This window comes from Niveispirillum fermenti (assembly GCF_048066175.1).
Taxonomy (GTDB): Bacteria; Pseudomonadota; Alphaproteobacteria; order Azospirillales; family Azospirillaceae; genus Niveispirillum; species Niveispirillum fermenti.
In genome coordinates this window covers 319,263-334,059 of record NZ_JBLTXA010000005.1, presented here as the reverse complement: position 1 = coordinate 334,059, position 14,797 = coordinate 319,263, and the positions used below count along the sequence as shown (strand labels likewise).

The window sequence follows — 14,797 nt, the reverse complement described above, 5'->3', positions numbered from 1 at the left end:
CATTCCAACCCTTCCGAACACCTTCATCGGGCAGTTCCAGCCTGAACCCCCGCCCGGCCCGCCGGGCGGGGGATTTTTAATTGCGGCCGGGGGCGGGCCGGCCTATCGATCGGGGATAGTTTCCACCACCGCCCCCCTGGATGGCCGTCCCGCCATGACCCGTCCCCACCTGCCGCTGAACGCCCTGCGCGCCTTCGAGGCATCGGCCCGCCACCTGTCCTTCACCCGCGCCGCGATCGAGCTTTGCGTGACGCAGGCCGCCATCAGCCATCAGGTGAAGGGGCTGGAGGCGCGGCTGGGCGTGCCGCTTTTCCGCCGCCTGCCCCGGGGCCTCGCCCTGACAGATGAGGGGCTGGCCCTGCTGCCGGGCCTGCGCGACAGTTTCGACCAGATTGCCCGGCTGCTGCACCGGTTCGACACCGGCCCGGTCACGGAAATGCTGTCGGTCGGCGTGGTGGGCACCTTCGCGGCGGGATGGCTGCTGCCGCGCCTGGATGGTTTCCTGGCCGCCCATCCCTTCATCGACCTGCGGCTGTCCACCAACAACAACCGTGTCGATATCCAGGCGGAGGGGTTGGACGCCGCCATCCGCTTTGGCGACGGCGCCTGGCACGGGATGGAGGCAGCACCCCTGTTCGAGGCGCCGATGGCGCCGCTCTGCACGCCCGCCATGGCGGCCCGTCTGCACCGGCCGGCCGATCTGGCGGGCGAACGGCTGCTGCGCTCCTACCGCGCCGACGAATGGCCGGCCTGGTTCGCGGCGGCCGGCTGCGATTGCCCGCCCATCCGCGGCCCCGTCTTCGACAGTTCCTGGATCATGGTGGAGGCGGCATTGCAGGGGCATGGGGTGGCCCTGGCCCCCGTCATGCTGTTCGCGCGGCTGCTGGCCGAAGGGCGGCTGACCCAGCCCTTCCCCACGCGGATCGGCACGGGGCGCTATTGGCTGACCTGGCCCAAATCGCGGATGCCCGGCCCCGCCCTGTCCGCCTTCACCGCCTGGCTGTCGGCACAGGCGGCATAGCGGATCCGGCAATCCGGCTGGCTGGCCCCGCCTGTCTACCGACCCCGCCTGTCTACCGGCCATGGACATACCGGCCCGGTGCCGCGTCCAGCGGCGGAAGGCCGGCGTCGCGGCGGCCCATGGGCGGAGGCGGCACGGACGGGCCGGAATGCGCGTCCAGCCATTCCACCCAGGACAGCCACCAGGACCCGGATTGCGGCTCATTGGCGGCAAGCCAGCCTTCCGCATCGGTGAAGGGCTGGCCATGGGGGATGGTTTCGATCCGGTGCCGGCGGCGGGGATGGCCAGGCGGGCTGACGATGCCGGCATTGTGCCCGCCATTGGTCAGGCAGAAGGTCAGGTCGGTATCCAGCAGCAGTCGCGCGCGATAGACGGAGCGCCAGGGGGCCACATGGTCGGTCTCCGTGCCCACGGCAAAGACGGGCACGCGGATGTCCGACAGCGCCACGGGCCGGCCATCGACGCGATAACGGCCGGAGGCCAGGTCATTGTGCTGGAACAGCCGGCGCAGATATTCGCTGTGCATGCGATAGGGCATGCGCGTGCTGTCGGCGTTCCAGGCCATCAGGTCGGACATGGGCTCCCGCCGGCCCAGCAGATACTCGCGCACCATGCGTGACCAGACCAGATCGTTGGACCGCAGCAACTGGAACGCACCGGCCATCTGCGTGGTGTCCAGATAGCCCTGGCTCCACATCCCGTCCTCCAGATAGGTGAGCTGGCTTTCATCGATGAACAGGGTCAGTTCCCCCGCCTCGGTGAAATCCGTCTGGGCAGCCAGCAGGGTCATGCTGGCCAGCCGGTCGTCACCGTCGCGCGCCATCGTGGCGGCGGCGATGGACAGCAGCGTGCCGCCCAGGCAATAGCCCACCGCATGCGTCCGCGCACCGGGCACGATGGTCGCGATGGCCCGCAGCGCGTCCATGACCCCCAGACGCTGGTAATCCTCCATCGACAGGTCGCGGTCCCCGGCATCCGGGTTCTTCCAGGAAACGCAGAAGACGGTATAGCCGCAGGAGACGAGATGCCGGATGAGCGAATTGTCGGGCGACAGGTCCAGGATGTAATATTTCATGATCCAGGCCGGCACGATCAGCACGGGCTCGGGCCGCACCCCGCCCGTGGCCGGGGCGTATTGGATCAGTTCGATCAGGCGGTTGCGGAACACGACGCGGCCCGGCGTGATGGCCACATTCTCCCCCACCCTGAAATCCTCCACCCCGGCGGGTCCCTGGCCGCCGGCCTGCCGGCGCAGATCCTCCATCCAGTTGCGCCAGCCCCGCACCAGGTTCTGCCCTCCCTCTTCCACGCTGGTGCGCAGCACCTCGGGATTGGTGATGGGGAAGTTGGTGGGGGAGACCATGTCCAGCAACTGCCGCGCCGTGAAGGTGACGGCCGCCTCGTGCCCCTGTTCCACGCCGCGCACGCCTGTGGTGGCGTTGTGCCACCATTGCTGCTGCAACAGGAACGCCTGATGGATCAGGTTGAAGGGCGGCAGCATCCAGTCGGGATGCTCGAACCGGCGGTCCTGCGGCAGGGGTTCGATGCAGCGCCCGCCCACCGGCTGCGTACCGCAGCAGCGGGCCGCATACTGGGCCAGCCGCGCCGTCTTGCGCACGGCCTTGTGGGCCAGCTCGGCCTGCTTGCCGGGCGAAACCGACAGGTGGATGGCCCAGTCGGCCCAGGCCAGCGCCAGCGCGGCCGGGGATATGGACCCGGAAAGGCGCCCCATCCAGGCATGGACCAGCCGGTCCAGCACCGACAGGGTGGCCCCGGCGGGGGCCGGCATCTCCCCTTCCCCGTCGGAACAGGGGGGAACGGGTGGCGTGGACAGTCCATCGGGCATGGCGGCATCTCCCTTCCGGACGGGCATGACACCGGCATTGTGGCAGCGGAACAATGGCCCGGCCATGACCTGCGTCAAGGCAGGCCGAAAAGCAGGCCGATGGGATGCCTGTTTTCACACCGTCACCCCGGCGACGCTTTGTTACCCGCGAACCGTCAGCCAGCAGACATCATAGGTCACGCCGACCGGCCCCGCCGCCTCCAGCGCGCGCATGGCGCGGCGCAGGACGGGGGCGGACAGGCGGCCGGGGGCGTAATCGGCCCCGATGCCCCGCAGCGACAGCAGGAAGTGCCGCGCATCCGGGTGATGTTCCACGAAGCCCTGCCGCTCCGCCCGGCCCTGCGGCCCCAGCCAGCCGGCCAGCGTCGCGGCATCGGGATAGGCCGGCCCCGCAGCCGGCGCCCCGGCCATGGCCAGGGCCGCCCGCCATTCGCTGAAGGTGCCGGCCCCCAGCGTGGCCACGCACAGGACCCCGCCCGGCCGCAGCAATCCGCGCCAGCGGGCCAGCGCCGCCCCGGCATCGGGAAACCATTGCAGCGCCAGGCTGGAACAGATCAGGTCGAACGGACCGGTCACGGCCGGCACTTCCCCGTCCATCGCGGCGGCCATCAGGCGCGGATCGCCGCCCAGGCGGGCACGGCAGGCGCCGGCCATGGCGGGCGCGATGTCGCTGGCCAGCCAGGCGCCCACGCCGGGCAGCCGGGCCAGGGCGGCCGCCGTCAGCAGGCCCGTGCCGCAGCCGATCTCCAGCACCCGTGCCGCGGGCGGCAGGGCCAGGGCGGCCAGCCGGTCGGCCATGGCCTGCGCGATGCGGGCCTGCACCCGGGCCGAGGCGTCGTACTGCGCGGCGGCGGCCCCGAAGCGCCGCGCCACGGCCAGCTTGTCGGCGGGCTTCAGCATCGTGCCGCCACCGACAGGATATGCGCAGCACACAGGTCCGGCTGAAGGACCGGCAGGGCATGGCCGCCACCCGGCACCAAAAGTACCGCGGGAAAGCTGGCGCGCGACTGGTCCGGCGGCACGATGGCGTCATCGGCACCGCCCAGCGCCACCCAGGGCACGTCCAGCGCGGCCAGCGCCGTCCGCGCGTCGATCCCGCCCAGAAGGTCCAGCCCGGATGCCAGCACATCCGCCCCCGGCAGGCCGGCGGGTGGGGGCAGGCCGGCGCGGGCGTGGAAATCGGCCAGCACGGCGGGCGCATTGGCCAGCAGCCGCCGGCGCATCTGGGCCAGGACACGCGGAGGGGTGCCGGCCGGAAAGTCCGGCGCGCTGGTGAAACGGGTGAAGCCGTTCAGGGCCACGAACCCGGCCAGCACCGGCCCATGGGCCAGCAGCAGCGCACTGCCCAGTGAATGGCCGATGCCGATGACGGGCCGGCCCTCATGATCGCCCTGGCCGTCCCACCGGATGCCGCCGGCCGGCAGCGTCCCGTAAAGCCCGTTCAGGTCGACACAGGCCATATCGGCGCAGTCCACCCCGCGCGCCGACAAGGCGGCGCGGACGGGGTCCCACAGGCGGGGCGTGCCGGCCCAGCCATGGACGAACAGCAGCAGCGGCCCTGTCATGGTACCCCGTCCATCCCCCGCGGCGGCAGGCAGGTCAGGACGCCCAGCAACTGCCCGACCGTCTGGTCGTCCAGCGCGGACGACAGTGACAGCCGCAGCCGGGCGGTGCCCGCGGGCACGGTGGGGGGGCGGATGGCCACGGCCAGGAAGCCCGCCTGTTCCAGCAGCGCCTGCAGGTCCAGCGCTGCCTGTTCGGCACCGGCGATGACGGGGATGATCTGCGTGCTGCTGGCCGCCGTGTCATATCCGGCGCCGCGCACGGCCATGCGCACGGCATCGCCCATGCCGGCCAGCCGCATGCGCTCCATGTCCAGTGAAGGCATCACGTCCAGCGCCGCATCCAGGGCGCCCAGCACGGCCGGCGGCGGGGCCGTGGTATAGATGACGCCGCCGCAGCGGTTGACCAGATAATCGATCAGCAGGCGCGAACCGGCAACATAGGCGCCGAACCCGCCGAACGCCTTGCCCAGCGTGCCCATGGTGACGGCCACCCGGCCGGGGAAATGCGCGGCCAGCCCCCGCCCCTGCGGCCCCAGCACGCCGATGGCATGCGCCTCGTCCAGATAGACGGGCGCGCCGTGGCGGTCGGCCAGATCCAGCAGCGCGCCCAGGTCGGCCGCATCGCCATCCATGCTGAACACCGATTCCGTCACCACCATCCGGGCGGCCGCCGTGGAGGTGCGCAACAGATCCTCCAGATGGTCCAGGTCATTGTGCCGGAAGCGCCGCGCCTTCAGCCCCTGGCCGAAGCAGCCCTGCAACAGGCTGGCATGGGCCAGCCGGTCGACCAGCAGATCGACATCGCCGCCCAGCAGTTCGGCCAGGGCGGCCGGCAGGGTGGCATTGGCCTGATATCCCGTGCCGATCAGCAGGGCCGCCTCCGTCCCCAGGAAGGCGGCCAGCTTCTCCTCCACCTCCCGGTGCGCCGTCAGCGTGCCGCAGACCAGGCGGGAGGCGCCGCTGCCTGCGCCGTACCGGGCCGTGAATTCCGCAGCACGGTCGATGATGCCGGGGTCCTGCGCCAGGCCCAGATAATCGTTGGAGGCCACATCGACCAGCACGCGCCCGTCGGGCAGGCGCAGCCGGATGCCGTCGCGGTCATAGGCACGCAGGACGCGCCGCCGGCCGGCCCTGTCGAGCGCGGACAGCGCCGCCGCCGCCGCCATGTCGAGCAGGCCGGCGGGGCCGGTCATGGCACACCCTGCCGCACGACATCGGTGATGGCCCCGCACAGCCGCATCACATCCTCCTGCGTCGCCGTGAAGGCCGGCGTCAGGTAAAGGATATCGCGGAAGGGCCGGACCCACACGCCCTTTGCGACCAGCCGGCGCTTCAGCGCGCGAAGGTCGCCGATCCGCTCCATCTGCACGACGCCGATGGCACCCAGCGTGCGCACATCCTTCACGCCGGGCAGGCCGCGGCACGGTTCCAGCCCCGCCGACAGCCAGCCATGGATGGCGGCAACCTGGGCCAGCCGCGGCTCCCGCTCGAACAGGTCCAGCGAGGCGTTGGCAACCGCACAGGCCAGCGCGTTACCCATATAGGTGGGGCCGTGCATCAGGGCGGCCATGGGGTCGTCGGACCAGAAGGCATCGAAGACGCGCGTCCGCGCCACGGCGGCCGACAGCGGCAGCGTGCCGCCCGTCAGCGCCTTGGACAGGGTGACGATGTCGGGCACCACGCCCGCCGCCTCGCAGGCGAACATCGTGCCCGTGCGGCCGAAGCCCGTGAAGATCTCGTCAAAGATCAGCAGCGGCCCGTACCGGTCGGCCAAGTCCCGCAGGCGGCGCAGCACCGCGCCATCATGGAACAGCATGCCGCCGGCACCCTGGACCAGCGGTTCCACCAGGATGGCCGCGATCTCCCCCGCGTGCCGCTCCAGGAACGCCTCCAGCGCCGCCAGGCTGTCCGGGTCGCGCGGCAGGGGGCGCACATGATGTTCGGGCAGCAGGCCGGTGAACAGGCTGTGCATCCCCTCTTCGGGGTCGCACACGGCCATGGTGGCGATCGTGTCACCGTGATAGCCGCCTGTGAAGGACAGGATGCGGGTCCGGCCCCGCTCCCCCCGGTTCAGCCAGTATTGCGTCGCCATCTTCATGGCGACCTCCACGGCGACCGACCCGCTTTCGGCGAAAAACACGCGCTCCAGATCGCCGGGCAGCAGTGCCGCCAGCCTTTGGGCCAGCACCAACGCCTGTTCATGCGCCAGGCCGCCGAACATGACATGCGGCAGCGTCGCCGCCTGGCGCTCCAGTGCGGCACGCAGGTGCGGATGGTTGTACCCGTGGCAGGCCGTCCACCAGCTCGCGATGCCGTCGATCAGTTCGCGCCCATCGGCCAGATGCAGGCGGGTGCCCGCCGTCGCCACGACGGGCAGCGGCGGGTCGGCATGCTTCATCTGGCAATAGGGCAGCCAGACATGCCGCATCCCGTCCGTCAGCCAGCCGGGCGCGGACAGCGGCCCCGTCATTCCTCGCCGCCCGCCTCTACCTGCATGGGACGCAGGCCCAGCTTGTCGAACAGCAGGCCGTCGCGCTGCTGTGCCGGGTTGGGCGTGGTCAGCAGGCGTTCGCCGTAGAAGATGGAATTGGCACCGGCGGCAAAGCACAGGGCCTGCATCTCGTCGCTCATGTCCTCACGCCCCGCCGACAGGCGCACGACCGAGGCCGGCATGGTGATGCGGGCGACGGCGATGGTGCGCACGAATTCGATGGGGTCGACACTGTCGGCCTGATCCAGCGGCGTGCCCTCCACCTTGACCAGCAGGTTGATGGGCACGCTGTCGGGATGCTGCGGCAGCGTGGCCAGCGTGCGGATCAGGCCCGCCCGGTCCGACCGCCCTTCCCCCAGCCCCATGATGCCGCCGCAGCAGACATTGATGCCGGCCGACCGCACGGCATCCAGCGTGTCCAGCCGGTCCTGGTAGGTGCGGGTGGTGATGACCTTGTCGTAATGCTCGGGCGAGGTGTCCAGGTTGTGGTTGTAGTAATCCAGCCCCGCATCCTTCAGCCTCAGCGCCTGATCGGGGCGCAGCATGCCCAGCGTGACGCAGGTCTCCATGCCCATGGACTTCACGCCCTCCACCATGGCGCAGACCGTCTCCAGATCATGGTCCTTGGGCGAGCGCCAGGCGGCCCCCATGCAGAAGCGCGAGGCACCCTGCTCCTTGGCGGCGCGCGCCTCGGCCAGCACCTTTTCCACCTGCATCAGCTTGGATGCCTTCAGGCCCGTATCGAACTGCGACGATTGCGGGCAGTAGTTGCAATCCTCCGGGCAGCCGCCGGTCTTGATCGACAGCAGCGTGGAAATCTGCACCTCGTTGGGGTCGAAAAACTGCCGGTGCAGGGTCTGGGCGCGATAGAGCAGGTCCATGAAGGGCAGGTTGAACAGCGCCTCCACTTCGGCCTGCGTCCAATCGGTGCGGATCGGATTGCCGGCCTGGGCGGCGTGTTCGGCGAAGGACGCGATGCTCATGTCTGTTCCCTTCCCACAAGGACGGTCGAAGTTCCGGGTAGTGGTATAATGGCTGTTACGTGGCCCGCACAGACTTGTTTCACCGCTGATCCGTCAAATGACGTATGCCAGGGTTGAGCGCAGGGGAAGATGACGGCGCGCCCCGTCATCGCCATGAATGCCGTGACCTGTTTCGGAGGGAAAGCCCATGCCCGCCTTTTTCGTCACCGCCACCGGCACCGATATCGGCAAGACCTTCGTGGGAAGCTGCCTGCTGCGCCACTGGCGCGCGGCCGGTGTGCCGGCCGATGCGTTCAAGCCGCTGGTCAGCGGCATCGACCCCGCCGACCCGGCCGGCAGCGATCCGGCGGTGCTGCTGGAAGCCCTGGGCCGGGACCCGTCGTCGCAGGCCGACCTGGACAGCATGTCGCCCTGGCGGTTCGCCGCCCCCCTGGCACCCAACATGGCGGCACGGGCAGAAGGGCGGCAGGTGGATTATCCGGCCGTCCTGGCCGCCTGCCGCCGCCGGCTGGCCCGCACCGACGGGATGCTGCTGGTCGAGGGGGTGGGCGGCGTGATGGCGCCCGTGGATGATGGTCGCACCGTGCTGGACTGGATGGGCGACCTGGGACTGCCCGCCTTGCTGGTGGCCGGCACCTATCTGGGGACCATCAGCCATATCCTGACGGCCCATGCCGTGCTGGCCGGGCGCGGGCTGCGGGTTGCCGCCCTTGTCCTTTCGGAAACGCCGGGCACCACCCCGGGGGCCACCGTGCCGGTGGATGCCACGCTGGCGGCGCTGGCCCCCTTCCTGCCCGATGTGCCGGCCGTGGCGCTGCCACGGCTGGCCGCCGGGCAGGACGGCGCCGACCATCCCGCCATCCGGCGGCTGGCCGGCCTGCTGGCGGCCGGCGCCTGACTGGGGGGCGGTCGACATTTTCGAAACCCGATCCTAGCCCACCGGATATCTACCCTTCGACGTGTTTTCGCGCCACCTTGTGACCATGGGTAGTGATCATGGACGATTGGCGGCCGGGGCGTGGCACCGGATGCGGGGGATGGTGTTGTGCGTTTTCTGAGGCGTATCGACGAGGAAGGGGTCAGCCCCCGCCTCACCTTGCTGCTGGTGGGCGGGTTGCTGTTCCTGGTTCTGGCGGCGGCGGGGCTGGCCGGTCACGCCGTCCGGGAAAAGCGCCTGGCGGAAACGGAACAGCGTCTGCGCGTTCTGGCCCAGCAGCGGGCGAACCAGATGGTCCGCACCATCGATGACTGGCGCAGTCAGGTGCGCTTCATGTCCCTGACGCCCCCCGTGGCCGGCCTTGCCCGTGCCGCCGCCAGCAACGGGTTCGACGAACAGGAGCACAGCAGCGCGGATTTATGGCGAAAGCGGCTCGGCGCCATCTTCTCCGGCTTTGTCGCCTCGCGGCAGGGCGTGGTGCGCATCAGCTACATCGCCACGGCGACCGGGGCCGAACTGGTGCGTGTTGATGCCTCGGACATGGACATGGGCATGGCCGATGGCGGGGATGGCGATGCCTATCTGATACCAGACCTGTTGCACCGCGACCGCCGGGACGCCTTCGTATCCGACCTGGAGCTGGCAAGGCGCAACAAAGCGGTGGATCTGCCGCGCCTGCCGCTGCTGCGCGTGGCCCTTGCCGTTCCCGGCCCGGACGGGAACATGTATGGCGTCCTCGTCATCGCCATCGACGCCCGCCGCCTGATGGCGGAGGCAACGGCCGACCTGAACCCCTCACTGCGTTTCTATGCCATGAACGCGCGGGAGGATTTCCTGATCCATCCCGATGCCGCACAGACCTTCGGCTGGGCCTTCGGACAGCCCCACCGCTGGACGGAAGAGTTCCGTCCCGTGGATGCCTTGAACGAAAGATCGGCCATGGTCAGCTACGAGACGCCGGACGGCCTCGTGCATGCCGTGCGTCACCGTGTGGCGCTGGACGACAATGACCCCGGCCGCTTCCTGACCATTGCCGTGGCGGTCCCCGATGCCATGATCGAAACCGACGTACAGACTGCGCGCCTGTGGGTCGTCACCTTCGGGGTGATCCTGATCGGGGTGGTCGGCCTGCTGCTGGGTTTCTGGCGGGGGTCGGCGCAGCGCAGCCGGCGTTCACGCACTCGCGACGCCTGGCTGGGCGCCATCGTTCAAAGTGCGCACGACGCCATGATCGGTCTGTCGCGCGACGGCGAGGTGACAAGCTGGAACCCGGCCGCCGCCGCCCTTTTCGGGATCAAGGCCGATCGTGCCCTGGGCCGGGCCACGACCGATCTGATCGTCCCCCCGGCCCTGGCGGGGGAGGAGGCGGATGCGCTGAACCAGGTCATCCGCGGCACGCCCGTGCTGGACCTCACCACCCGCCGCCGGCATACCGACGGCCGCATCATCGATGTCAGCGTGTCTATCAGCCCGGTCCATGACCAGGGCCGGGTGTCGGGCGCCGCCATGATCATCCGTGACATCACGGGGCAGGTCGCCGCCGAGCAGAACATCCGGATGCTGAACGCACGGCTGGAACAGCAGGTGCGCGACCGCACGCAGGAGATCGAGTCCCTGGCCGCTCTGCGCAACGCCGTGCTGGAACATGCCGGGTCCGGCATCATCGCGACCGACCGGTCGGGCACGATCAGCCTGTTCAACCCGGCCGCTGAGCGGCTTTTGGGTCACAGTGCCGGGGAACTGGTGGGCAAGGCGACACCAGCCATGCTGTGCGACCCGGCCGAGCTGTCGGCCCGGCGGATCGACCCGGCACAGGGCCCCGGCAGCTTCATGGCCGGGGCCGGACAGGGCGGGCCGGATACACGGGAATGGACCCTGCTGCGCAAGGACGGGCTGCGCGTGCCCGTGCTGCTGGCCGCCACGGCCCTGCGGGACGGCGGCGGGACCGTCACGGGCTATCTGGCCGTCATCAGCGACCTGACGGCCCAGCGGCAGGTGGCCGAACGCCTGCGTGAGGCGCTGACCGCCGCCCAGTCGGCGGCGCGGGCCAAATCCGCCTTCCTGGCCAATATGGGGCATGAGATCCGCACGCCGCTGAACGGCATCGTCGGATCGTCCCACCTGCTGCTGCGCGAGGCGGCTGCGGACAGTACCCAGCATGTGCTGGCCGGCAATATTCTGCGGTCCGCCACGGCCCTTTCGGCCATCATCAACGACATCCTGGATTATTCGCGCATCGATGCCGGCCTGCTGCGGCTGAATGACGAGCCGTTCCGCCTGCGCGACCCGCTGGACGGCGTCGTCGACCAGGTCGCACCGGACCTGAAGGCCCGCAACATCGCGCTGAAACTGGACCTGGACCCGGCCCTTCCGGGTCATGTCACGGGTGATGCCAGGCGGTTGCGCCAGATCCTGGACAATCTGGTCGGCAACGCCGCCAAGTTCACCCACACCGGATCCGTCGCCATCGGGGTACGCCAGACGGGCCGCGCCGGCGGCCGGGTGGGGCTTGCCATCCAGGTCAGCGATACCGGCATCGGGATGAGCGCGCACCAGACGGCCCGCCTGTTCCAGCCCTTCAACCCCGGCGACGCCAGCCACCAGCGCAACCATAGCGGCGCCGGGCTGGGTCTGGCGCTCACCTACCGGCTGGTTGTGCTGATGGGTGGGAGCATCCGTGTCGACAGCCGGCAGGGCCAGGGCAGCCGCTTCACCATCGATCTCAGCCTGCCCGTCGCCGCCGATCCGGCCCCGCTGCCACCGGCTCCCGCCGCTGCCGATGTCCTATCCGGTGCGCGCATCCTGGTGGTGGAGGATAACGAACTGAACCAGATGATCGCACGCGGCTTTCTGCAGCAGGCCGGTGCCGAGGTGCATCTGGCCGATGACGGGGCCGCGGCCATCGCTTGCGTCACCCGTGCGGCGTTCGACTTGATCCTGATGGATGTGCAGATGCCCGGCATGGACGGGCTGGAGGCCACCCGTGCCATCCGCGCCCTGCCCAACGGTCAGGCGATCCCTATCCTGGCCCTGTCGGCGGCCGTGCAGGAAAGCGAATTGCAGGGCTGCCTGGACGCCGGGATGAATGACCACATCCCCAAACCCTTCGCGCCAGAGCAACTCCTGTCCACCCTGCGCCGCTGGCTGGCTGGTGCTGTCCGCGTTTCCGGTACAGCCGGGGATGCCGGGTCCAAGGCCCCGCCGGCGGGGGGCCAGGAGCCGGCACCGGAACCCGGACAGCAGCCGGCCGCGTCCCCCGTCATTCCCGGCATCGACCTGGAACAGGCCATGGGCCGCGTGCTGGGCAACCGTGCGCTGCTGGACAGCGTCCTGGACCATTTCGCCGAACGGTTCAGCAGCCTTGGGGGGCGGCTGAAGGGCAGGCTGGCCGAAGGGGATTGGGAACAGGCCGCACGCAAGCTGCATGACCTGCGCGGTGCCGCGGGCAATATCGGCGCCGTGGAGATCAGCCGCCAGGCATCGCTGCTGGAAACCGCGCTGCGCCGGGATCCCCATGACAGCGAGCTGGGACCGGCAACCGACCGGTTGATCCTGGAGATGGAGGCGCTGTGCAAGGCCATCCGCGCCCGCCCCAGGGCTCAGCGCCCCCCGCCGGCCGTCCCCGCCGGGGATGCCGCGCTGGACCTCGATGCGCTGCGGCTTTCCCTGCGGTCGCGCAGTCTTTCAGCCCTGGATATATTGTCCAGACAGGAACATGCCTTGACCGATCGGCTGGGCGCCGACAAGGTGCAAGCCTTGTCAAAGCTTGTTGACGGGCTGCGCTATGGCGAGGCGCTGGCCCTGCTGGACGCGGAGTTTTCCCTGTGACCGCCCTTCTCTTCATGGCGCACGGTGCCGCACCGCGATCCCGCATCCTGATCGTTGATGACGATGTCGGCACCATCCGTCTGCTGGCCCAGGTCGTTACGGGGCTGGGTGATGTCGTCTTCGCCACGGGCGGGGCCGATGCCCTGGCCGCCGCCCGCGACGAAAGCCCCGACATCGTCCTGCTGGATGCAGAGATGGAGGGGATGAACGGGTTCGAGACCTGCGCGGCTCTGCGCCTTATGCCGGGAATGGAGGGCGTGCCCATCCTGTTCATCACGGCGCACAACGACGCCGCATCGGAAGTGCGGGCGCTGGAGGCGGGCGCGGTCGATTTCATCGCCAAGCCCTTCAACGCGCGCATCGTGGAAGCGCGCGTGCGCACCCATCTGACCTTGAAGCAGCGCAGCGACGCCCTGCTGCGGCTGGCCACCATCGACGGGCTGACCGGCATCGCCAACCGCCGGCAGTTCGATGCCGTGCTGGTGCAGGAGGTGCGGCGTCTGGCACGCGGCACGGCGCCGCTGTCGCTGGCCCTGCTGGATGTCGACCATTTCAAGCTCTACAACGACCATTATGGCCATCAGGCGGGGGATGACTGCCTGCGCGCCGTGGCCCGCGCCATGGCCGGCACGGCCCGCCGGGCCGGCGATCTGGTCGCCCGTTTCGGCGGAGAGGAATTCGCCGTGCTGCTGCCCGGGTGCGACCCGGCCCAGGCCCGGACGATGGCGGAGGGGCTGCGCCGCACGGTCAGCGACCTTGCCCTGCCGCATGCCGCGCGGCCGGGCAAGGGGCATGTCACGGTCTCCATCGGGGTCGCCACCATGCTGCCGCCACTGGCCGGCACAGAGGCGTGGACCTCCCATGCCAATACGCTTGTCGCCGATGCCGACCGCGCGCTGTATCAGGCAAAGGCCCGCGGCCGCAACCGTGTGGCCGGCGGTGATCCCGCCCCCGCCTGAAGAGACATTGGGGCGGGGCACCGGTGGATGAGGGTGCCGGCCCGGCAGGTTTCCACGGCCCGCGCGCTGGCCTTTAGTCTTATTTTGTCATACTGTCCGACAAACAAGCCACTTTCCGCTTATATGGGGAGCCCCCTTATCATGGACGGCCAGGCCGGACCGACGATCCTCTACCTTCTGGGCGGCACAATCCTTTCGGTGGCCGGCAGCGCCAGCCCGGCCGACAGCGCGCCCTTGTTGCGGGCGGCGGGCGTCACCGCCGATGGTCCCGACGATGCGGATGTAACCATCGTGCCCCGGCGCACCGTGGGCAGCCAGAACCTGACCCTGGCCGACATCACAGGCCTGGCCGCCGACATCGCGGACCGGCACGCTGCCGGCGCACGCGCCTTCGTTGTGGTGCAGGGGACAGACACGATGGAGGAAACATCCTTCCTGCTGTCCCTGCTGGTCCCGGCCGATGCGGCCATCGTGCTGACGGGTGCCATGCGCACGGCGGATGCGCCGGGGGCGGAAGGGCCCGGCAACCTGCGCGACGCGCTGGTCGCGGCCCGGACGTTGCCCCGGCACCTGCCCGGCACCTTCGTCTGCATGGCCGGTGAACTGCACGCGGCGCGCTTCGTGCGCAAGATGGATGCCGGGCGGGTCGGGGCCTTCGCATCACCCGGCTTCGGCCCCGCGGGCACCATCGTCACAGGCCGGCTGCGCCTGTCCCAGGCCCCTCTGCCGGCGCCCGGCCCGTTATCCTGGCCGGCCGGTGCCCGCATCCCGCGTGTGGGGTTGCTATCGGTGACGCTGGACGCCGATGCGCTGCACGCCGCCGCCTTCCAGGACCCCGCCTGGGGCGGGCTGGTGGTGGAAGCCATGGGGTCCGGCCATGTGCCCGAGGCGCTGGCCGCCCCGCTGGCCGCCATTGCCGCGACCCGGCCGGTGCTGCTGGTCAGCCGCTGTCCCCAGGGCGACACCGACCCGCATGGCACCTACCGGGGCACGGGCACGGCGGCGCATCTGCTGGCCAGCGGACTGATCGATGGCGGCAACCTGGACGCGCGCAAGGCACGGCTGCTGCTGACGGTGCTGCTGGCCGGCGGCGGCCCGGCTGCGGTACGTCCCGCCATGGCGCCATGGGCCGGAATCGGGTTCATATGATTCCACATCAACAACAAA

Annotated in this window: 11 protein-coding genes; 5 read left to right on the top strand and 6 right to left on the bottom strand. The window is 70.1% G+C overall.

Features of this window, described 5'->3' with window-relative positions:
- Positions 1–1,021: LysR family transcriptional regulator (locus ACM9LZ_RS07790; protein ID WP_416618816.1), on the top strand; the 1,021-nt coding region annotated here is incomplete at its 5' end.
- Between the two features lie 52 nt (positions 1,022–1,073).
- On the opposite strand, the gene ACM9LZ_RS07785 is transcribed toward ACM9LZ_RS07790, so the two are convergent.
- The 6 genes from ACM9LZ_RS07785 to bioB all read right to left on the bottom strand — a co-directional run bounded on the left by ACM9LZ_RS07785 (position 1,074) and on the right by bioB (position 7,906).
- Entirely contained in the window at positions 1,074–2,867 is a 1,794-nt protein-coding gene (locus tag ACM9LZ_RS07785) for a PHA/PHB synthase family protein (RefSeq protein ID WP_416618815.1), read from the bottom strand.
- 141 nt (positions 2,868–3,008) lie between these two features.
- Positions 3,009–3,767 (bottom strand): methyltransferase, encoded by a 759-nt coding sequence (locus ACM9LZ_RS07780; RefSeq protein ID WP_416618814.1) that lies wholly within the window; start codon positions 3,765–3,767, stop codon positions 3,009–3,011.
- Positions 3,761–4,432 (bottom strand): alpha/beta fold hydrolase, encoded by a 672-nt coding sequence (locus tag ACM9LZ_RS07775; RefSeq protein ID WP_416618813.1) that lies wholly within the window; start codon positions 4,430–4,432, stop codon positions 3,761–3,763. Before ACM9LZ_RS07775 ends, ACM9LZ_RS07780 begins: the two co-directional genes overlap by 7 nt.
- Entirely contained in the window at positions 4,429–5,625 is a 1,197-nt protein-coding gene (locus ACM9LZ_RS07770) for an aminotransferase class I/II-fold pyridoxal phosphate-dependent enzyme (RefSeq protein WP_416618812.1), read from the bottom strand. Before ACM9LZ_RS07770 ends, ACM9LZ_RS07775 begins: the two co-directional genes overlap by 4 nt.
- Positions 5,622–6,902 (bottom strand): adenosylmethionine--8-amino-7-oxononanoate transaminase, encoded by a 1,281-nt coding sequence (locus tag ACM9LZ_RS07765; protein ID WP_416618811.1) that lies wholly within the window; start codon positions 6,900–6,902, stop codon positions 5,622–5,624. Before ACM9LZ_RS07765 ends, ACM9LZ_RS07770 begins: the two co-directional genes overlap by 4 nt.
- Positions 6,899–7,906: a biotin synthase BioB gene (gene bioB, locus ACM9LZ_RS07760; protein WP_416618810.1), complete on the bottom strand. Its 1,008-nt coding sequence runs from the start codon at positions 7,904–7,906 to the stop codon at positions 6,899–6,901. The genes ACM9LZ_RS07765 and bioB overlap by 4 nt, the downstream gene beginning before the upstream one ends.
- Before the next feature lie 187 nt (positions 7,907–8,093).
- On the opposite strand from bioB, the gene bioD reads away from it, so the two are divergent.
- The 4 genes from bioD to ACM9LZ_RS07740 all read left to right on the top strand — a co-directional run bounded on the left by bioD (position 8,094) and on the right by ACM9LZ_RS07740 (position 14,779).
- Entirely contained in the window at positions 8,094–8,804 is a 711-nt protein-coding gene (gene bioD / locus ACM9LZ_RS07755) for a dethiobiotin synthase (RefSeq protein ID WP_416618809.1), read from the top strand.
- A 147-nt stretch (positions 8,805–8,951) separates the two neighbouring features.
- On the top strand, positions 8,952–12,671 hold the full coding sequence (locus ACM9LZ_RS07750; RefSeq protein ID WP_416618808.1) for a PAS domain S-box protein: 3,720 nt from the start codon (positions 8,952–8,954) through the stop codon (positions 12,669–12,671).
- Positions 12,668–13,630, top strand: a complete 963-nt coding sequence (locus ACM9LZ_RS07745; protein ID WP_416618807.1) for a diguanylate cyclase domain-containing protein — start codon at positions 12,668–12,670, stop codon at positions 13,628–13,630. Before ACM9LZ_RS07750 ends, ACM9LZ_RS07745 begins: the two co-directional genes overlap by 4 nt.
- Before the next feature lie 141 nt (positions 13,631–13,771).
- On the top strand, positions 13,772–14,779 hold the full coding sequence (locus tag ACM9LZ_RS07740; RefSeq protein WP_416618806.1) for an asparaginase: 1,008 nt from the start codon (positions 13,772–13,774) through the stop codon (positions 14,777–14,779).
- The last annotated feature ends 18 nt before the right edge of the window (positions 14,780–14,797 follow it).